The organism is Microbulbifer maximicatervae (SeqCode) (genome assembly GCF_052467305.1).
This window is the reverse complement of the sequence record NZ_CP174306.1, coordinates 4,597,636-4,617,770: the sequence shown is the minus strand read 5'-3', so window position 1 is coordinate 4,617,770 and position 20,135 is coordinate 4,597,636. Positions and strand designations below refer to the sequence as shown.

The following is a 20,135-nucleotide window of genomic DNA, read 5'->3' as shown; positions in this document are numbered from 1 at the left end:
CTATATTTGGCTGCGAGGAGTCCCGAGACTACTCGCCGCTGGGTTGCTCCGAAGAAAACAGGCTGTTTGCCGGAGTGCTAGGAGTAATCGTTGCTGCTGGGCGCGGAGTATCCATCGGTTTCTGCTGCTCAGCTGGAGCCATGGTTTTTGAATCGTCTTTGGGCTTCTCTACGGTTTCTGGCTTGCTGGCAGCCTTAACCTTTGGAGTTTCTGCGCTTGGCTTGACTGTTGCAGGCTTGGCTTCCGTAGAGGGTTTGCTCGCCGCTGGTTTTTTGGCAGCAGCAGTTTTAGCTGGAGCTTTCTTCGCTGGAGTTTTTTTCTCGGCAGTAGAAGCTTTCTTGGCTGGCGCTTTTTTCGCAGCAGTGGAGGCTTTCTTTGCGGGAGTTTTCTTTACAGCTTTAGTGGTAGCGGCGGTTTTTGCCGGTGCTTTCTTGGCACTAGTTTTCTTTTCTGTGGCTTTTTTTGCCACTGTCTTTTTTGCTGTTTTGGTGGTGCTGGTAGTGCTTGCTTTAGTGCGGCTCTTTGCTGCGGTTGCTTTAGGAGCAGCTACTTTTTTTGAGGTGGTAGCTTTACGGGCTTTTGGCTTGGATTTGTTCAGCAGTTTTTCTGCTTTTACACCGGCCTTACGTACAGCTTCGGCAGCTTTCAGCTCGGCTTTTGCCTGGGACTCAGTACCCTTTGCTTCGGCGTGTGATGCCTTTGCTTGCTGGAGTACTTCGTTATGCTTTTCTACATTGGCCTTGGCGGTTTCTACACGCTTTTGAGTGGCAGCTGTCTTTCGTGTCTTGGCTGCAGTTCTAGCGTCTACTAGTTTGGTTTTCGCTTTAGCTAATTTTTCTTTTGCGGAAGTCAGTGCTTTTCCGGCTTTTAAAACACTTTTGCCGGCATCGGTAACTTTCTTGTTGCGGGCTTTGTCCAGCTTGACGGTTAGCTTGGAAATTTGTGCTTCCAGTTCTGCGACTGAATTGACAGCTCTTTGTTTGGCAGCCATGAGTAAATGTCCTGACGTTTATTATCAATTGGAACATCCGGACAGTGTACGGATCAGATCTATATGTAATAGACATATTTAAATCGGGGATCTGAACACTGTAAATTGTTCTGAAACTGAAAAGCACCTCAAACAGTCCGGAACAATAACCGGCGACTGGTCGATAATAGCGCTGTTTTTAAAAAAAATGTATGCCGTAAGCAGCGAAAATAGTGCTGTAAATGTATTTTTTTCTCGCTGGTCCCTGGAACCTTAAGGTGGAATGTGGTGTCCTGCACAGTGTGCGCGTCATCGGTATGCACTTGCAGTCGCCTTAGGTTAGACTTGAGCGGACTGGCGGAAAAGGTGCGCCTGGAGGCTAAGGGCCGAATCAGGATTACTTGATAAGCCGCCGCAGGCATTGACCCAGGGTCAAGCGCGAATCATTCAACGCAATACGGACAAAGAGACAACACCCATGAATAAATACCCTTTGGCTGCAGCAATTGCCCTTGGCCTGGCGCTGACCGGCTGTAACGAACAGGGATCTAAGCAGGAAAAAGAAGTTGCCCTGGACACCCAGGAGAAGAAGGTCAGCTACATCATTGCCGAAGATATGGCGAAGCGCCTTGAAGCTCAGGATGTGAAATTAGATCCCCAAGTGGTGATGATGGCTCTTAAGGATGTCTCCAGCGGCCATGAATCCCGTTTGACTGAAGAAGAAAAGCAGCAAACTATCGCTGCCTTCCAAGAGCAAATGCAGAAGAAGCAGCAGGAAATGCTGGCTCAGCAAGAGAAAGAATTCAAAGAGACTGCTGATAAAAACCTGCAGGAAGGAAAGGCCTTCCTCGAAGAGAATGCCAAGAAAGATGGTGTTGTTACCACTGATTCCGGTCTGCAGTACAAAGTGATTACTGAGGGTTCCGGCGGCCAGCCCAGTGAGAACAGCACTGTTGAAGTGGACTACAAGGGTACCCTGATTAATGGTGAAGAGTTTGATAGCTCTTACGCCCGTGGTGAGCCGGTCCAGTTCCCGGTTAATGGTGTTATCAAGGGTTGGACCGAAGCGTTGCAACTGATGAAAGAGGGTTCCAAGTGGGAGCTTTACATCCCCTCCGAGCTGGCATATGGCCCGGGTGGTGCAGGCGGTAAGATCGGCCCTAACGCAACGCTGATTTTTGAAGTGGAGCTGCACAAAGCCAATGTTGGCAAGGAAGATGGCGCCGAGAAAAAAGAAGAGAAAAAAGAAGAGCCCAAAAGCGAGTAATTAAATTTACTACTTTGGATTCAATAAAGGCGCCCAATGGGCGCCTTTATTTTTTACCATGAAAAATCAACAGCAAAAATATTCGATTAAAGGCGCCGGCTTCCCATCGCCTTTACAGAGATGAATTCAGTTTTTTAGACCAGCTGGTTTTTATGGGCTGTGTGCAAAAGTGCGATCATTCGATCCTCGGAACTAAAGCGGGTTTCCAGTGCTTCCCCCAGCTGTGACAAATCTGGGTTCAGGCTGGATAGATCGTCGGTTTCCTGGTACTTATCATTGAAATCGACAGCGACATCAGTGGTCACATCAATATCCCGATAGAGTTCCCGCGCTTGTTGCAGCCCCTGTTTATCATCAAAAGCCTGGCCTTCAAGTATGAGCTGTTCGTATACCTCAAAGTGTCCCGCAGAGACGTAGTCCACCAGCAACTGGCAAAGATGACGAACACCGTTCTCGGTCTCCGAATCCCCATCGTTAAACTCTTTCTTCTCAGATAGATGGTAGTAACTTACCAGCAGGATTTGTCGGGACTGTAGCCAGCGGTCAATGATTTCACTGACGCCACCCCAGCGCTCGCGCGCAGATTTACAATTTTCCAGCATCTCCAAGAATCCTTTGGTTACTGTTGCCGTGATAGCTAGCTTTATTGCTGATCCCGAAGGCCCTAAGAAGATAGGAGATTCCCCCGCCGACGGCAAGGTGCAGAGTGTGATCTACGCCAGAATACAACGATGCCTGCGGCGATCTTCGGTGGAGCAAATCTAGGGTGTTTTATCCACTGATAATGAGCGGCAAAATCAGCGCTGTGAGCGCACCGCAGGTACCCATCGCCAATGCTGCACAGGCGCCGCACAGGGCGCTGATTTCTAATGCTCGTGCGGTCCCCACCGCGTGGGCATTGATGCCGAGTACGATACCAATAATGCGCTCATCGTGAATATTGAGCCTGCTCATTAAAGCTGGGCCAGCGATAGCACCGACCACCCCGGTCAAGACCACAATAGCTGCAGTGAGGCTGAGAGAAGCGTGGATTGTTTCCGCCAGGGCCAATGCGATGGGTGTGGTAATAGATTTGCCACTCAACGCCAGTAGTACTGACTTGCCTGCGCCAAATACCAAGGCGATTAATACCGCTATAACCGGGGCCAAAATCGCACCCACAAAAATAGTGACAAGTAGCGGCCAACCGGCTTTGCGGATAATCACTAGGTTTTGTTTGAGAGGGACAGCTAGGGCAACAACTGCTGGACCTAACAAACTGTACAGTAATGCACTGGAGCCCTGATAACTCTCATAGGGGATATGGAGAACACTCAATGTTATTGCGGTCAAAATGCTAGCGCTGATGATAGGGTGCAGCAGAACAGTCTTGTAGCGCCGGTAAAGGGTAACGCCGACAAGAAAAGCGATGACATTCAAGGGCAATACAAAGATTGGGCTCGCCAGAAATTCATTCACTCCCCATTACCCCCAGAACGAATCAGCAATTTCTTTAGTAGCTGTGCGCAAATAGCGATACTGATCAGTGTGCCAATCACAATAGCGGCGATTAAGGCTAGCCAGTCGGATAGAGTCAGGCCCTGGAAAAAAAATACCCCGACAGCCGCCGGTAGCAATAACAGCGGCAGTAGATAAAGCAGTTGTGAGCTGACTTTGGCAAGGCCTGCGGGAGCACCACCATTGAACACGAGAATCACCAGTAGCATCAGCATCCCTATGACAGATCCCGGAATGGGTAGTGACAGGCTTGAGCTGGTGAAATTGCCCAGCCAGGTACAGGCAACCAGAATGGCAGCTCCCCCCAGCCAGCGGAGTATGTTGTGCAGCGTGGATTTTGACATGTAGGAAATGGCGGCCGGTAAAGCCGCCGGAGATTGTTAAGCTCTGCGGAATGCTTGCCAGCCACCGAACAGGATCAGACCGGCAAAACCGATAGCGGCCCAACCGGGGATACTCAGGCCCATCATGGTCCACTGTACTTCAGCACAATTGCCATCGCCGCTCAGCAGTGCCTTGAGCACATCGGCCATCGGGAAAACTTCAATCATATAGCTGACGCTTGGACCACAGGCCGGCACTTGGTCTTCCGGCAGGCTTTGCAGCCACAGTTGGCGACCGGCAAAGTAGAGACCGCCCATTGCCCACAGGGATACCAGCAGGCCGTAGACACGACGGCCAATGGTGGCAGGGTTGTGCAGGAATGCGATCAACGAAACTACACCAACACCCAATAGCATTACCCGCTGGGTAATACACAATTTGCAAGGCTCCAGCCCCTGCACGTACTCGAGATAAAAGGCGGAGCCGAGTAAAAAGGCCACCATTAGGAAGACCAGAAGAAAAGTGATGCGCGGGTTGGGTAAGGTCATGGTAATTCGGGTCCTGAATAGTGCTGTCGAAAGCGGTTCGCTTCGAGATTCAAGTCGGTTAATAGTTTATTGAAATTGCTTTCCAGTTTGTTCCGCCCGGCGATAAGTTCAGGCAGTAGCTCCTGCAGTGCTACCGGGCGGCGCAACCGCTGTCCAACCCGCTCCAGGGTCAGCTCGATTACCCGCTCCTCGCGGTAACTTTGCAGCAGTTTAATTTGCTCGGCGCGCTCAATAAATGCCATTGCGCGTGGCGGAATATACCGGCTGTCGAAATGAAAGTCTCTCCAACAGCGCCGGCAAAACTCATCCAGCGCTTCAGGGTGCCACTGCTGCCAGTTTTCTGCCAACAGGTGATCAAACCATATATCCAGTGCGATACCGGCATAGCGACGCCAGCGCGGGTCCAGTTGTGACAGGGCATCCCGGTAGGCCGGGTGAGCATCGGTGATGGCATCGATGCGACGGTGCAGGCGAATACCATGCTCAATATCCGTTGGCCAACTGTCATCCAGGGGACCTTTAACAAAGTCCCCCAGGAGCCCGCCCAGTCGCCAGCGCGGATTGGGCCCGGACAGTAACAGGTGTGCCAGATAGTTCATAAGCCTCGCTCAGGCTGCGGCACTGTATCAGCCGCTAGTCCTGGCAGCAGTTGTATTGGGCATAGTAACGGCTCAGGAATGTTTCAAAAGTACCGCTATCCTGCGCTTCAATTTCTTTTTGCTTGAGCAGTGAGGTTTCTGCCTGTTGTAAGAAGTCTTGCAGATAGTCGCTGTCCAGAGGGCGCTCCAGGAAGTAGCGGCGGTGCTGTTCGGCTTTATCCATAGCCCACTGGGAAAAGGTAATGTTTTGTTCGCGCATCTCTGCCAGTATCTGCTGTGCCGGTGTGAGGATATCCCCTTTCACCTTGGCCTTCTGCACGCCCACTGAGCCGCGGTATTGCGAGCCGCCCCAGGCGTTATCCAGCAGTTCTGCCACTGAGTCGACCTCTTCCAATAATTGGGTGGCCCAGTCGCTCAGTTTACGCTCGCCACCGTTATCCAGCAGTGTTAGTTCCGGTTCGTGACCCCGGTAGACGATACGCTGTTGGTTCTCCTGGGTACTGCGGTAATCGGCATCACTGGTTTTGGGGCTGTCAGTGAGCAGGCAGTGCAGCAGGAAGCTATCGAGAAAGCGCATCTGCTGGGCGTCAATTCCCAGGGGGGCGAAGGGGTTCAGGTCGAGACAGCGCACTTCAACATATTCAACACCGCGATTATCCAGGGCAGACAGCGCTGTTTCGCCGCGTTTGGCGGGGTTTTTGGGACGGATCGGTGAGTAAAACTCATTCTCGATTTGCAGTATGCCTGTGGACAATTGCTGGTAGTCGCCGCCTTTATTTTTAACCCCCATTTCCTGGTAGGGACCGTAGGAACTGCTGATCGCTGAACAGAGCGTGGATAAATAGCTGCGCAGGTCGTTGTAGCAAACCACTAGTGACTGCTGCACGTTGCTGTTGTAGCCCAGGTCGCCCATACGCAGGGACGTAGCGTGGGGCACGTGCAGAGTGTGGTCATCCCCATTGAAGGGCTCAAGACTGTGCTCGCGGCCATCGACAAAAGAAGCGCATACCGCAGGTGCGGCGCCAAACAGGTAAATCAGCAACCAGTAATTGCGGCGGAAATTACGAATTAGATCGAAGTAGCGACGGGTTTTAAAACTTTTTAAATCCTCACTGCTGCCTTCGATTTCATGCAGCCACAGCCAGAACTCTTCAGGAAGCGAAAAGTTGTAGTGGATACCGGCGATAGTCTGCATGGCGCGGCCGTAGCGCAACCCCAGGCCCAGCCGGTAAATAGTTTTCATTGTGCCGCTGTGAGAGCTGCCGTAGCGGGCAACGGGAATATCTTTATCTTCGCCAATCGCACAGGGCATGCTGTTAACCCACAGGCGCTCGTCACCGATTTGGTTGTAGGTGTAGCGGTGGATACGGTCCAAGACCTGTAACGCTTCCTCTGGGGTCGCTACTGGCGGCGTAATAAATTCCAGTAGGGCCTCAGAGAAGTCGGTAGTAATACTTTCATGGGTAAGTGCGGAGCCCAGTGCTGTGGTATGCGGCGTTTGCGCAAGGGCGCCATCGGGAGCGACACGCAGGCTCTCTTTCTCGACACCGCGGAGGATGCCTTTGAGCAGTTGGGCTGGTTTGGCTTGCGATAGCGCGGCCAGGTGGGAAATGGGCACTCGAATCTCCTTGGTACTACCGGAACGCTTCTTTATCGCTGCCATCTCGGGCGACTCTCTGTGCCGGTGCTGAATGTTCTGGCGCTCAGGCGGCGGATTCAGATTTGTTTTCGTCAGGCTGTGCGGGCGTTTCAGCGGGCGCTGGTTCCGGGGCAACCTCAGGCGCTTCTTCCGGTGCGGCTTCAGGCGCAGGCTGGGGTTCTATCTCCGGGTTGGCCTGCTCTGGCAGTTCCTCAGGTGTTGAGGGGGTGATTTCAGGGTCACCCTGACTCACATCACTGGATACCGGTGCCAGAGCTTCCTCGGGGATCTGGGGCTGCCCCTTAATGCTGAGTTCGCACAGTAGCAATTCAATGCGTAGGCTCACATTGCGAGTATTAGCCTCGAACATCTGGTTGATAGCGACGTCTTTATGCTCGCTGCGAAACAGTTTGTTCGGCTCGCGGCCATCGGTCCATTCGCCGCTTTTACTCAGGAACTGCTGGTGCTGATTGGTCAGCACGTACACATGACTCATTATGTTGGGCAACTTTGATGCTGTGACAGAAAGGCAGTTTAGCGACGGGGGCTTTATGGCTCAAGAACTCCGTTAGAGCGAAAGCGGTAAATGCCTGCTCTAACGGGTTAAGTGAGGAAATCTGTGATCTTTACAGGGTTTCCAGGGGATAGTTGTCCGGGTAGGGCAGGCGCGCACAGCCACTGTCTACGGCTGCTCGAGCTACGGCCGAAGCCACCTCAGGCAGTAAACGCGGGTCGGTTGGCTTGGGCAGGATATAGTTGGGCCCGAAGCTGAGCTCGATACCGCCATAACCTTCGCGCACTGAATCCGGTACCGGCAGGTGGGCAATTTTGCGGATCGCCTCGATCGCTGCCAGCTTCATCTCTTCATTAATGCGCGCAGCGCGAACATCCAGGGCACCCCGGAAAATAAACGGGAAGCAGAGGACGTTGTTAACCTGGTTTGGGTAGTCGGAACGGCCTGTGGCCATAATCAGGTCGTCGCGCACACTGTGAGCCAGCTCGGGTTTAATCTCCGGGTTGGGGTTAGAGCAGGCGAAGACCACCGGTTTTGGGGCCATGCGCTGTAGCTGCTCGGCGGAGAGCAGGTCCGGGCCGGACACACCAAGGAATACATCCGCACCGGCGATGGCATCGTCGAGGGTGCGCATATCGGTATCCCGTGCCCACTCACCTTTGTAGGCGTTGATATCCGTTCGACCCGAGTGGATAACCCCACGGCTGTCGAGCATGGTGATCTGCTCTTTGCGCGCTCCGGCAGCCAGCAGCAGTTTGCAGCAGGCGGTCGCAGCGGCACCTGCGCCCAGGCAGACCATATGCACTTCACTAATTTTCTTACCCTGAATCTCCAGAGCATTGAGCATACCGGCAACGGTCACAATGGCGGTGCCGTGCTGATCGTCGTGGAAAACCGGTACCGGGCAGCGCTCGATTAGGGTCTCTTCAATATGGAAGCACTCTGGCGCCTTAATATCTTCGAGGTTGATACCGCCGAAGGTGTTGGCGATCGAGGCCACGGTCTGAATAAACTGCTCCGGGCTGCTGGCATCAACTTCGATATCTACTGAGTTGATATCGGCAAAGCGTTTAAACAGCAGTGACTTGCCTTCCATCACGGGTTTTGAGGCTAGCGGCCCCAGATTGCCGAGGCCGAGAATGGCACTGCCATTGGAAATGACTGCTACCAGATTACCTTTGCCGGTGTATCGATAAGCTGCTTCTGGGTCCTTGGCGATTTCTCGCACTGGTTCGGCGACGCCGGGACTGTAAGCCAGGGACAGGTCTTCCTGGGTTTCGGCAGGGGTCGTCAGTTCTACTGAAAGTTTGCCGGGACTGGGGAGCGCGTGGTAATCGAGCGCTGCCTGGCGCAATGAATCCGTCATTTGGGGGCTTATCTCTCGAATACTGTGGGCAACACTTAAGTGTTATCCCGGTTACTGCGGGGGCCAGAGAATAACCGAGGGAAGCTTGGCGCTACAAGCGTGAAAATCTGCAATAAGTGGTACGGACTTCTATTTTTATCGTGCCTATCGACGATTTTCAGGATAAATAGCCGCATTAATCTGATTTATAAGGATAAAGTTATCGCCATTGGCGGAAAGGTTAAGCGATTCAAGTCGATTTTGATTTTACATACAGAGGATTACAGCAGCGGGGTATGAAACGCTGAGAATAGATACAAAAAAGGCACCATCGCAGTGCGAGGTGCCTTTTTGGAATGGACCCTGCCGCAAGCGGCGGGTCCATTCGAGCGAAGAGCCCGGATTATTTGCCGATACGGCTGCCGAAACGCTTCTTGAAACGGTCAACACGACCACCAGTGGTAGCCTGCTTCTGCTTGCCAGTGTAGAAAGGGTGACACTGCGAGCAAACGTCGATTTGCAGGTCTTTGCCCAGAGTGGAGCGGGTTTTTACAACATTGCCGCAGGAACAGGTAGCGGAGATGTCGGTGTAGTTAGGATGGATATCTGCTTTCATGATTGCCTCTTTTCGAAACCGCCACTCGATCTTTTGCCGAGCACGGCATCGTCATTGGTGCAGGAACCAGTATGGTTCCAGGCTGTTTAAAAAGTCGGCGCATACTATCAGATTAATGTCGCGGTTCAAGCACAAATGGGTGGCGAAATGACTGAGGATGGCCACTTGTTAGCATTGCACAACAGCTTTGATAGCAATTGACCTCACTAATTCCTCTGTGACGCCTAAGTTGCCAATTCGGTCATAACAACCATTATCCCCGACGAAGCCCTGCAACTTGCCACATCTGCCATTACACTAGCGCCTTTTGCTTGAGTGAGTGGGGGCCAGGTGCAGGAGTCAGTCCAACAAAGAGTCATTTTAAGGCTGGCAGTGCCCGTGCCCCTGAGGCGCTTGTTTGACTATTTGCCGCCAGAGGGACTGTCGCCGGAGTCACTGCGGCCCGGCCAGCGCCTCTGGGTGCCCTTTGCCGGGCGCAAGTTAGTGGCAGTACTATTGGATATAGTGCAGGAGTCGCCGCACAGCAGTTTGAAGCCAGCGCTGGAACTGGTGGATTCGGAGGTTCTGTTTGGTGATGGCAGCCGCAAGCTGCTGTCCTGGATTGCTGACTATTACCAGGCGCCCCTCGGCGAGGTCTACGCCGCTGCCCTGCCCGTCGCACTGCGCAAAGGTAAGCCGTCTGATCATTGGGCGGAGCAGTGGCTTCAGCTCACGACAGAGGGAAAGGGCTTACCGAAAACTGCACTGGCACGCGCGCCCAAGCAGCAGGCTCTGTTCCAGTTGCTGTTGAGTGATGGCAAGCAGAGCCGAACCCACCTTAAGACCCTCGGCCACAATACCCCCGTGATCCGCGCCCTGCAGGATCGTGGCCTGGTGGAGTGGATTCCAGGCCCTACTGTACCGGCGCCGCTACCCGCAGCAGAGAGTACACCGGCTCCGGAGCTGAACAGCGAACAGCAACAGGTGCTCGATAGTATCGATTGCAGCGGCTTTTCTGCCTCACTACTGGAGGGCACCACCGGCAGTGGCAAGACCGAAGTTTATTTGCGCCTGATGCAGCGGGTTATGGATAGCGGTCGCCAGGCACTGCTACTGGTGCCGGAGATTGGACTTACGCCGCAAACGCTGAGGCGTATTGCCGCACGATTTCCCAAGCACAGTATTGCAGCGCTGCACTCTGGCTTGGCCGACGGTGAGCGCGCTCAATCCTGGTTGGCGGCCGCAGGTGGGCAGGCAGATATTGTGATCGGCACCCGCTCAGCCATTATGACTCCCCTGCCCAGGCTCGGCGTTGTGATTGTCGATGAAGAGCACGATGCCTCTTTTAAACAGCAGGACGGTGTGCGCTATTCGGCCCGGGATTTGGCTGTGGTTTTGGGCCGGAACAATAATGTACCGGTGGTTTTGGGTTCGGCCACGCCCTCTCTGGAAACCCTGCACAACGCTCTGAATGGGCGCTATCAACACCTGCGTATGCGCTATCGCGCCGGTGATGCCAAGCCACCGCAAATTCACGTAGTGCCGACACTGCGAGAGCCTCTGGAAGAGGGATTTTCTCCCCAGGTGCTGCGCCATATCGGTGATACCCTCGAGCGAGGTGAGCAGGCTCTGGTGTTTATCAACCGGCGCGGCTTTGCCCCCGCTTTGACTTGTGATGATTGCGGCTGGCTGGCGGATTGCCCGCACTGCTCTAGCAAGCTGACTATGCACCGGCGGCAACGCCAGTTGCGCTGCCACCACTGCGATTACCGCCGCCCGCTGGTTGATAGCTGCCCACAATGTCACAGCCGTTCGATCTCGGCCCTGGGTGCCGGCACGGAACGCAGCGAGGAACTGCTGGCCCGTCGCTTTGCTGACTACCCGGTGATACGTGTGGACCGGGATACCACTGCGAGCAAACAGGCGCTGGATAAATTGTTAGCACCGGCGCGAGAGGGCGAGCCCTGCCTGTTGCTGGGAACCCAGATGCTGGCCAAGGGGCACCATTTGCCCAAGGTCACTTTGGTAGTGATCCAGGATGCCGATGGCGGCTTGTTCAGTGCAGATTTCCGCGCGCCAGAGCGTACCGGCCAGTTATTGGAACAGGTGGCGGGTCGTGCGGGGCGCGGCAGTCTCAGTGGGCGGGTATTGGTTCAGAGCCGCTTTCCCGAGCACCCGCTTTTACAATTGCTGTTGGAAAAAGGCTATGGCGCTTTTGCGCGCCAGTTGCTGAGGGATCGCACAGTTGCACAGTTGCCTCCCGCGAGTGCTATGGCATTGGTGAGAGCGGAGTGTGAAGAGCCTGGTTGGGCCGAAGAGTTTCTACAAAATGCGCGACTCTTTATGCAGTCCCTGGCACCCCCATCGCCGCAGATCCAATATCTGGGGCCGGTGCCGGCACTACTGGAGCGCAAATCCGGGCGCTTCCGATTTTATATTCAGGTCACCGCACAAAACCGAGCCCACTTACAGCCGTTGCTGGCGCGAGTGTGTGCCTGGGCGGAGGGCAATAAAAATCGCCGCCTGCGCTGGGCTGTGGATATGGATGCGCAGGAATTATCGTGAATATGCGCTGGGTTACGCGCCTGGCACTAAATTGGCGGTACAATTCACAAACCGTTAAAACCTTGCAGGGAAGAAATTTTCGATGAGCCGTCGCACCAGTAATCGCCGCAGTAAAAAAGCCGTAGGCAAACCCGCATGGGTTTGGTTTGTCCTGGGGAATTTTGTCGGTGGCTTTGCGGTGGCCGTACTGTTTCTCCAGGGCATGGATAAGGACAGCCGGGCAATAAGCAGCACTAAGCCAAAGGCGGTCCAGCAGCGAGAGGAAACATCGCCTCAACCGCGTTTTGATTTTTATACAAAATTAAAAGAAAACGAAGTCACGGTACCCCCGCCCAAAGTGGCACAACCGGCGCGCCGCAGTGACTCCACCAACAGTTCCCAGAACAGTAGCTCATCGGAACCCGATCGCAGCACCCCGGCACAGGTATATATCCTGCAGGCGGCATCGTTTCGCGATGCCTCTGAAGCGGAGCGCCTGCGCGTTGAGCTGACCCTGGCCAACCTGGATGTTAAAGTGGAATCAGCCACCGATAACCGGGGTACCTGGCACCGGGTACTGGTGGGCCCTTACAGCAACCGCTCCCGGATGGCCAAAGCGCGCCAGACACTGGCTGAGCATCGCCTGATGCCGCTGGTGCTGAAACGCCCGGCGACCCAGTGACCATCAATTCCGTTTATTAAGGTGTGTTGCCCCACTCAGTAATTGTGACCTCTCTTATTGAAATCGGCGCGCACCGTCCTCACTTACCTAGTCTGAAGACAATTCCCCGGCGCGGGCACTTCGATGCCCGATGCCAGAGTACACGCGCAATCCGAGAGGTCTCCATTGGAACAGTATCGCGGAACTACTATTTTATCCTGTCGCCGCAACGGCAAAGTTGTGATTGGCGGCGACGGCCAGGTGTCCATGGGCAACACCGTTATGAAAGGCAATGCGCGCAAGGTGCGTCGCCTGTACAAAGATAAGGTTATTGCCGGTTTTGCCGGTGGTACTGCAGACGCTTTCACCCTGTTCGAACGTTTTGAAGCCAAGCTTGAGGCCCACGGTGGCCAGCTGACCCGCGCCGCTGTGGAGTTGGCCAAAGATTGGCGTACCGACCGCGCCCTGCGCCGCTTGGAGGCCCTGCTGGCGGTTGCCGATTCCACTGCCAGTTTGATTGTGACCGGTAATGGCGACGTGATTCAGCCGGAAGACGACCTGATTGCTATCGGTTCCGGTGGCCCCTTCGCCCAGTCGGCAGCCCGCGCGCTGCTGGACAATACCGATATGGATGCCCGCTCTATTGTGGAGCAGGGACTGAAGATCGCTGGCGATATCTGTGTTTACACCAACCAGAACCACACCATCGAAGAACTGGCTTATTGATTACCGGGTACACCCTAGAGTGACCGGCTGGCGGGCTATTTAGGCCCCCGCAAGAATTTTTGCAGGAATTTGTATGTCCCAGATGACACCCAGAGAAATTGTCCACGAACTCGACCGCCATATTGTCGGCCAGCAGGAGGCCAAGCGTGCAGTAGCCATTGCGCTGCGCAACCGCTGGCGCCGTATGCAGGTTAGTGAAGACCTGCGCGCTGAGATCACGCCGAAAAATATTTTGATGATCGGCCCTACCGGCGTGGGCAAGACGGAAATTGCCCGCCGCCTGGCCAAACTGGCGAACGCGCCCTTTATCAAGGTAGAGGCGACTAAATTTACCGAAGTGGGCTATGTCGGTCGGGATGTAGAGTCGATTGTCCGCGATCTTGTCGAGATGGCAGTGAAGCAGGAACGCGAGCAGGCCATGGCTGGTGTTGAGCAGCGCGCCATGGACGCCGCAGAAGAGCGCATCCTCGATGCCCTGCTGCCGCCGGCGCGCTCCACCGAGCCCACCGATAAGGATTCCAGCACTCGCCAGCTGTTCCGCAAGAAGTTGCGCGAAGGTGATCTCGATGACAAAGAGGTTGAGGTGGATCTGGCCGCTGCGCCCATGGGCGTTGAGATTATGGCCCCTCCCGGAATGGAGGAGATGACTAACCAGCTTCAGGGCATGTTCTCGAATATGTCCCAGGGCAAGACCCGCAAGAGCAAGCTGCCGGTGAAACAGGCCCTCAAGCAGCTTACCGACGAGGAAGCGGCCAAGCTGGTCAATGACGAAGACGTGAAGACCCGTGCGATCCGCGCTGCCGAGCAGAATGGCATCGTATTTATCGATGAAATCGATAAGGTTGCCAAGCGCCAGGAGAGCGGCGGTGCCGATGTTTCCCGCGAAGGGGTACAGCGCGATCTGCTGCCACTGATTGAAGGCAGCACGGTTAATACCAAGTACGGCATGATCAAAACCGATCACATCCTGTTTATTGCCTCTGGCGCCTTCCACCTGTCCAAGCCCTCGGACCTGATTCCCGAGTTGCAGGGTCGTCTGCCCATTCGCGTGGAATTGAATTCGCTGAGCTCCGCAGATTTCGAGCGCATCCTCACCGAGCCGTCCGCTTCCCTTACCGAGCAGCAAAAAGCATTGCTGGCCACTGAGGGGCTGGAACTGCAATTTAGTGAAGACGGTATTCGCCGAATCGCGGAAGTGGCCTTCGAGGTGAATGAGCGCACCGAGAATATCGGTGCACGCCGTCTGCACACGGTATTGGAGCGCTTGCTGGAGGAAATTTCCTTTGATGCGGGCGATGGCAATACTTCGCTGAACATTGATGCCGCCTATGTGGACAGCCATTTGGGCGAGTTGAGCCAGAACGAAGACCTGTCGCGTTTTATTTTGTAAATCAATGAAACCGCAAAAAATCCGATTAAATCGCGCAGAGAAAAGCCTGCATCTGGTATTTGGCGATGCTGAATTTACTTTGCCGGCAGAGTACCTGCGCGTCTACTCCCCCAGCGCCGAAGTGCGTGGCCACGGTGCCAGCGAACCGGTGCTGGTCAGTGGCAAAATGCATGTGGGTATCGATACGGTGGAGGCGGCTGGCCGCTATGCGCTAAAAATCGATTTTGACGATGGCCACGACACCGGTATTTTTACCTGGGAGTATTTGCACGAACTAGCTGAAAACTATTCGTCCAAATGGGAGGCTTACCTTCAGCGCCTGCGCGATGCCGGCCAGGGCCGCGACCCGGATGAGAGTGTGGTGAAGTTTATCGGCTAGTGGCAAATTGATCGGGAATGACAACCGCTCCCCAGGGGGCGGTTCCACCCTTCTCTCTCTTAATATCTCCCCACTCTTCTCAATAATTTATTACCGAAATAATTTATTTTTGGTACGTCTTTGCCAAATATTGCCAAGTTTACGTAATTCTTTGATCTTCATTGATTTTCAGAGCAAAGATATTAACAACGTAACCGGCGCGTAATTCTTTTGTCACATTTTGGAACTCTAATGCTCGCCAAATTAACGAGTTTCGGAGGCCCCCATGGCAAAAACAATTGTCCGCGCACTGAGCGCCTTTTGTCTGATTCCTCTCGCTTCCGCTGTTTCAGCGGCAACCCTGCCCGACTACCAAACCAATAGTGCCTGGTACACGGAAAGTGCTGACCGATTGGAAGAGCGCGCTTCGCTTTCCCGCGAGGCAAAAACTGCGAAGAATGTAATTTTGTTCGTCGGTGATGGAATGGGCATTTCCACACTAACCGCTGCCCGTATCCTTGAAGGCCAGCTAGTCGGTGAGAGCGGCGAAGAAAATGCGCTCTCTTTTGAAGAGTTTCCGTATACCGCACTGATCAAAACCTACAACACCAATCAGCAGACCCCGGATTCTGCCGGTACCATGACCGCTATGATGACCGGTGTAAAAACCCGCGCCGGTGTAATTAATATAAACGGCGATGCACTGCGAGCTGATTGCGCCAGCACTGAGGGTAAGGAATTAAATACCTTCCTGGAAATGGTGGAGAGCCGTGGCAAGGCCACCGGTATTGTTTCCACTGCGCGCCTGACCCATGCCACGCCCGCAGCCACTTACTCGCGCAGCCCGGAGCGCAACTGGGAGTATTCCGCCGAGGGTGATTGTTCCGATATCGCCTCGCAGATGGTTGAGGTATCTGCCGGCGACGGTATCGATGTCATGCTCGGCGGTGGCCGCCGCAACTTTGTTACCACCGACAACGATGGCAAGCGAGAAGATGGCCGCGATCTGACCAGTGAATGGCTGGAGCGCTATGACGGCGAGCAGACTGCTGTGTACGTGGAGAGTGGCTCCGAGCTGGAAGGCGTCGATATTGCCTCCACCGATAAGTTATTGGGGCTCTTCACCAGCAGCCACATGAGTTACGATGCGGACCGCATCGCCAAGGACAGCGATGAGCCGAGCATTGCCGAGATGACTGATACCGCCATCGAGCTGTTGGAAAAAGACAGCGATGGCTACTTCCTGATGGTAGAGTCCGGGCGTATCGACCACGGCCACCATGCCGGTAATGCCTATAACGCCTTACACGATGCTATCGCCTTTGCGGATGCGGTACAGGTTGCTTTGGATAAAGTGGATCTTGAAGACACCTTGATCCTGGTGACCGCCGACCACAGCCATGTGATGACTATCGCCGGCTATCCGACTCGCGGTAACCCGATACTCGGTAAAGTGGTTGAGAATGACAGCAGCGGTGCCGCAGAAGCGGAAGAAGGTCTTGCTGCGGACGGTAAACCTTACACCACCCTGAGCTATGCCAATGGCTTGGGTTATGCCGATTTAGGTGAAAATACCGACGCGGATGAGCGCTACGATATCGCCGCCGATACCGGACGCAAGGATCTCTCCGGCGTGGATACCGAAGCGCCGGGCTTCCACCAGGAAGCAATGGTGCACCTGGAGTCTGAGAGCCATGCGGGCGAGGATATCAGCTTGCACGCTATCGGCGCCGGCGCCGAGCGGGTACAAGGTAGCCTGGAGCAGAGTGCAGTCTTCCACGTGATGACTGCTGCGACCGACCTGTCGCTGACAGAAGAATAACTGGGGGTAATTCACCATGAGACATTTTAAGAAAACAGTACTGGCTTTCTCTGTCGCCCTACTGGCCACCGCCTGTAGCAACGACAACTCAAACTCTGACGACGTAGTGGAATTACCCGAAGAGGAGCATGTCGGTGTTTCCTCTGCGCAGAGCAACAGCAGCTGGTTCCAGGAAGCCCAGCAGGCGATCGAAGAAGCGAGCGCTGTAGAAATCAACAACACCCCCGGTGCCGCCAAGAACATTATCCTGTTCGTTGGCGATGGTATGGGCATCTCCACAGTGACCGCCGCCCGTATCCTGGCCGGTCAGCAGCAGGGCCTCGATGGTGAGGAACACCAGCTGAGCTTTGAGAAAATGCCGTTTGCCGGTCTGGTCAAAACCTACAACACCAACCAGCAAACCCCGGATTCTGCCGGCACTATGACCGCACTGGTAACCGGGGTTAAAACCAAGGCTGGTGTATTGAGTGTTGCCGAAAATGTTGCGCGTGGCGATTGTGCCGCCAGCCTCGAGTACCCGCTGACGACGGCAATTGAGCTGGCTGAAGACCTGGGCAAGAGCACCGGTATTATTAGCACTGCGCGTATCACCCACGCTACCCCGGCGGCTACTTATGCCAAGGTGCCTGAGCGCGGCTGGGAGGAAGCAGCCCCGGATGGCTGCACCGATATCGCCGCTCAACTGATAGAGTTTGAAGCCGGTGATGGTATCGATGTGGTGATGGGCGGTGGCCGTCGCAACTTCCTGCCCAGCGATATTACCGATATCGAAGGTGAAGCGGGGCGCCGTGAAGATGGGCGCAACCTGGTGGATGAGTGGAAGGCCCGTTACGACGACGGTGTAAATAATATTGCCTACGTTGAAGACACTACCGCTTTTGAAGCCGTAGACGCCTCCGCAACTGACAAGTTGTTCGGCCTGTTTAATTCCTCACATATGGAATTCGAGGCTGTTCGCGAGGACGATAAAGCCGGTGAGCCCTCCCTGTCAGAGATGACCGCTAAAGGTCTCGAGATGCTGCAGAAAAATGAGGATGGCTACTTCCTGATGGTGGAATCCGGTCGTATCGACCACGGTCACCACGCCGGCAACGCCTATCGCGCCCTGACCGATGCGGTGGAATTTGCCGAAGCGATTCAGTACGCCATGGATAATACCAGTGCAGAAGACACCCTGATTGTTGTTACTGCGGACCACAGCCACGTGATGACTATCGCCGGCTACCCCACTCGCGGTAACCCGATTCTCGGAAAAGTGATTGGCAATGACGGCAGTGGCGAAGCGGAAACCTCCCATGCCCTGGCGGAAGATGGCCTGCCCTACACGACTCTGAGCTATGCCAATGGCCCGGGCTACAGTGCCGGTGATAGCGGAGCGCGTCCGAGCCTGGTGAGCACAGATACTGCCGCCCTGGATTACCAGCAGGATGCCCTGATTCCCATGAGCAGTGAATCCCACGCCGGTGAGGATGTGGGTGTTTGGGCGCGCGGACCGGGTGCACACCTGGTGAGCGGTACCAACGAACAAAACTTCCTGTTTCACGTAATGGCGCGCGCTGGCGGATTATTGGAACAGTAATTCCATCCGCTGTCGGTGTGGATGGCATGTTCATCCACACCATCACTTTCCCCGGTCAGATCTTGAATTGAGGCTTGGAGAAAAGCGCCCCACAGAGTGCTTCGGTCTTTTTCATTAGTAGGCTTTGTCGGTGCCGGATAATTTTTAGCACCGTGCCAAACTCACTTTGCAGCTTGTCTCCCTGAGTGATTACCAGCCGGGCCAGCAAATGGAGATCACGCCAGTCACCCAGAACTTCTCCCAACTCCTTTAGTGACTTACAGCGCTCGCCCACAGTGAGCGGATAACGCTTCCTCAATAAGCGGCTCTGGTACCAGTGATCCTTGGCTCTTTTACGCAATAGATGTAGGCGGTTTGCATTTTTGTGCCTGCGCACTTTACGCCATGCGCTTGCGGCTTTTCGGTAGCCGCGCAGGTAACCGGCTTCGGCATCATGCCAGCTGAGCAGTTCAAGCGGCCACGATGGAATTCTTATTTGACCTTTATCGAGGAGTTTCAATGCCGCTTGAACCGCTGAGTGGTTTTGCTCTGCCTGGATTAGTTCGTCGAGGAGATGGTGTAACCGGTGAAAGTGATGTGGCGGTGCCAATCCCAGTAAAGCGATGCGCAGTGCTGTGAGGTCGCGGGTGTGGGCGAGAGTGTTTGCCAATTTTCTGTAGTGGGTATTTTCACGCTGAAAAGTGCTACTGATTTGTGGGCGGACCAGGCGCAGTAGCGCGCGAATTTTCTTGCAGCGTTTGCGCAGTTCGTGGACAGCAGTTTCCCCTCCGTTGCGGAGCAAGTATCCGTTTGCCGCCGTTACTTCTGCCTGGGCGATAGATTTGATTTGCTCGGGAAAAGGAGAGTCACATTGGAATTGGTAGCTCATAGAACAGTCCCGGGTGATCCCATTAAATTTTAGTGGTTTCCGCTCTGCTTGATTTCAAGCGGTGCCCCACTGGCTCCGGCAATGTACAATGGCCTTTTAAAGTTTTCGCTCAGCAGGCATAGCATGAAGGATCGCAAGACCACCCACTTCGGCTACCAGGAAGTGCCGGTGGAAGAAAAGGCCGGTCGTGTGGCAGAAGTGTTCCACTCTGTAGCAGCCCGTTACGATGTAATGAACGACTTGATGTCTGGAGGTGTTCACCGCCTCTGGAAGCGCTTCACCATCGAATTGTCCGGGGCCCGACGGGGCCAAAGTATTCTCGATATCGCCGGGGGTACCGGTGACCTCACCGCGCGCTTCTCCCGTATTGTGGGTGCCAGCGGCCAGGTAGTATTGGCGGACATCAATGAATCGATGTTGCGAGTGGGTCGCGATCGCCTGCTCGACCGGGGAATCGCCGGCAACGTGGTGCCGGTGCAGGCGGATGCCCAGTACCTGCCCTTCCCAGACAATACCTTTGATTGCATCACGATCGCTTTTGGCCTGCGCAATGTCACCGATAAGGACCTGGCACTGCGCTCCATGTTGCGCGTGTTGAAACCCGGTGGCCGATTGTTAGTGCTGGAGTTTTCCAAGCCCCAGTCGAAGCTGTTGGAGAAAGTCTACGATCAGTACTCTTTCCGCCTGTTGCCATTTATGGGCAAACTGGTTGCCAATGATGCGGACAGCTATCGCTACCTGGCGGAGAGTATCCGCATGCATCCAGATCAGGAAACCCTCAAGGGGATGATGGCGGATGCCGGTTTTGTCGATTGTGAATTCCACAATATGACCGGCGGAATTGTCGCCTTGCACCGGGGCATCAAGCCCTGAAAAACTGCATAAGCCT

General features: G+C 54.6%; 20 protein-coding genes. 9 read left to right on the top strand and 11 right to left on the bottom strand.

Annotation, left to right across the window (positions count from 1 at the left end; all coding sequences use genetic code 11):
• Positions 1-28: 28 nt before the first annotated feature.
• Complete coding sequence (locus ACJJI4_RS20150) at positions 29-991, bottom strand: histidine kinase (protein WP_444926269.1); 963 nt, start codon at positions 989-991, stop codon at positions 29-31.
• 457 nt (positions 992-1,448) lie between these two features.
• Here ACJJI4_RS20150 and bamJ point away from each other — a divergent pair, with 457 nt between their 5' ends.
• Positions 1,449-2,237 carry an FKBP-type peptidyl-prolyl cis-trans isomerase gene (bamJ, locus tag ACJJI4_RS20145; RefSeq protein WP_444906864.1) on the top strand — a complete coding sequence of 263 codons (789 nt, stop codon included), beginning with the start codon at positions 1,449-1,451 and terminating at the stop codon, positions 2,235-2,237.
• 134 nt (positions 2,238-2,371) lie between these two features.
• On the opposite strand, the gene rsd is transcribed toward bamJ, so the two are convergent.
• The 9 genes from rsd to rpmE all read right to left on the bottom strand — a co-directional run bounded on the left by rsd (position 2,372) and on the right by rpmE (position 9,319).
• A complete protein-coding gene (gene rsd / locus ACJJI4_RS20140) occupies positions 2,372-2,839 on the bottom strand; it encodes a sigma D regulator (RefSeq protein WP_413663804.1) in 468 nt (155 codons plus the stop codon).
• Between the two features lie 169 nt (positions 2,840-3,008).
• Positions 3,009-3,695, bottom strand: a complete 687-nt coding sequence (locus tag ACJJI4_RS20135) for an LrgB family protein (RefSeq protein ID WP_444926268.1) — start codon at positions 3,693-3,695, stop codon at positions 3,009-3,011.
• A complete protein-coding gene (locus ACJJI4_RS20130) occupies positions 3,692-4,078 on the bottom strand; it encodes a CidA/LrgA family protein (RefSeq protein WP_444926267.1) in 387 nt (128 codons plus the stop codon). The genes ACJJI4_RS20135 and ACJJI4_RS20130 overlap by 4 nt, the downstream gene beginning before the upstream one ends.
• A 36-nt stretch (positions 4,079-4,114) precedes the next feature.
• Positions 4,115-4,606 (bottom strand): disulfide bond formation protein B, encoded by a 492-nt coding sequence (locus tag ACJJI4_RS20125; RefSeq protein ID WP_282930663.1) that lies wholly within the window; start codon positions 4,604-4,606, stop codon positions 4,115-4,117.
• Positions 4,603-5,205 (bottom strand): acyl carrier protein phosphodiesterase, encoded by a 603-nt coding sequence (locus ACJJI4_RS20120; RefSeq protein WP_444892361.1) that lies wholly within the window; start codon positions 5,203-5,205, stop codon positions 4,603-4,605. The genes ACJJI4_RS20125 and ACJJI4_RS20120 overlap by 4 nt, the downstream gene beginning before the upstream one ends.
• A gap of 34 nt (positions 5,206-5,239) precedes the next feature.
• Entirely contained in the window at positions 5,240-6,868 is a 1,629-nt protein-coding gene (gshA, locus tag ACJJI4_RS20115; protein WP_444926266.1) for a glutamate--cysteine ligase, read from the bottom strand.
• A 40-nt stretch (positions 6,869-6,908) separates the two neighbouring features.
• Entirely contained in the window at positions 6,909-7,340 is a 432-nt protein-coding gene (locus tag ACJJI4_RS20110; RefSeq protein ID WP_413663799.1) for a hypothetical protein, read from the bottom strand.
• 130 nt (positions 7,341-7,470) lie between these two features.
• Positions 7,471-8,724 (bottom strand): malic enzyme-like NAD(P)-binding protein, encoded by a 1,254-nt coding sequence (locus ACJJI4_RS20105; protein WP_108734997.1) that lies wholly within the window; start codon positions 8,722-8,724, stop codon positions 7,471-7,473.
• A 382-nt stretch (positions 8,725-9,106) separates the two neighbouring features.
• On the bottom strand, positions 9,107-9,319 hold the full coding sequence (gene rpmE / locus ACJJI4_RS20100; RefSeq protein WP_108734996.1) for a 50S ribosomal protein L31: 213 nt from the start codon (positions 9,317-9,319) through the stop codon (positions 9,107-9,109).
• Between the two features lie 330 nt (positions 9,320-9,649).
• Here rpmE and ACJJI4_RS20095 point away from each other — a divergent pair, with 330 nt between their 5' ends.
• From ACJJI4_RS20095 to ACJJI4_RS20065, 7 genes are all read left to right on the top strand, one after another.
• On the top strand, positions 9,650-11,863 hold the full coding sequence (locus ACJJI4_RS20095; protein WP_444926265.1) for a primosomal protein N': 2,214 nt from the start codon (positions 9,650-9,652) through the stop codon (positions 11,861-11,863).
• An 82-nt stretch (positions 11,864-11,945) separates the two neighbouring features.
• Positions 11,946-12,524, top strand: a complete 579-nt coding sequence (locus ACJJI4_RS20090) for an SPOR domain-containing protein (RefSeq protein ID WP_444926264.1) — start codon at positions 11,946-11,948, stop codon at positions 12,522-12,524.
• 165 nt (positions 12,525-12,689) lie between these two features.
• Positions 12,690-13,229, top strand: a complete 540-nt coding sequence (hslV, locus tag ACJJI4_RS20085) for an ATP-dependent protease subunit HslV (protein WP_108734993.1) — start codon at positions 12,690-12,692, stop codon at positions 13,227-13,229.
• A 73-nt stretch (positions 13,230-13,302) separates the two neighbouring features.
• Positions 13,303-14,619 carry an ATP-dependent protease ATPase subunit HslU gene (gene hslU / locus ACJJI4_RS20080; RefSeq protein ID WP_282930670.1) on the top strand — a complete coding sequence of 439 codons (1,317 nt, stop codon included), beginning with the start codon at positions 13,303-13,305 and terminating at the stop codon, positions 14,617-14,619.
• A gap of 4 nt (positions 14,620-14,623) precedes the next feature.
• Positions 14,624-14,998: a gamma-butyrobetaine hydroxylase family protein gene (locus tag ACJJI4_RS20075; RefSeq protein WP_444926263.1), complete on the top strand. Its 375-nt coding sequence runs from the start codon at positions 14,624-14,626 to the stop codon at positions 14,996-14,998.
• 265 nt (positions 14,999-15,263) lie between these two features.
• The gene (locus ACJJI4_RS20070; RefSeq protein WP_444926262.1) at positions 15,264-16,799 is read left to right on the top strand and encodes an alkaline phosphatase; all 1,536 of its coding nucleotides are present in this window, start codon (positions 15,264-15,266) and stop codon (positions 16,797-16,799) included.
• Positions 16,800-16,815: 16 nt separating this feature from the next.
• On the top strand, positions 16,816-18,378 hold the full coding sequence (locus ACJJI4_RS20065) for an alkaline phosphatase (RefSeq protein ID WP_444926261.1): 1,563 nt from the start codon (positions 16,816-16,818) through the stop codon (positions 18,376-18,378).
• A gap of 55 nt (positions 18,379-18,433) precedes the next feature.
• On the opposite strand, the gene ACJJI4_RS20060 is transcribed toward ACJJI4_RS20065, so the two are convergent.
• Positions 18,434-19,246 carry a CHAD domain-containing protein gene (locus tag ACJJI4_RS20060; RefSeq protein ID WP_444926260.1) on the bottom strand — a complete coding sequence of 271 codons (813 nt, stop codon included), beginning with the start codon at positions 19,244-19,246 and terminating at the stop codon, positions 18,434-18,436.
• 123 nt (positions 19,247-19,369) lie between these two features.
• Between ACJJI4_RS20060 and ubiE the strand changes: the two genes are divergently transcribed.
• Positions 19,370-20,119, top strand: coding sequence for a bifunctional demethylmenaquinone methyltransferase/2-methoxy-6-polyprenyl-1,4-benzoquinol methylase UbiE (ubiE, locus tag ACJJI4_RS20055; RefSeq protein WP_108734987.1), 750 nt, complete (start codon positions 19,370-19,372; stop codon positions 20,117-20,119).
• Positions 20,120-20,135 lie beyond the last annotated feature (16 nt).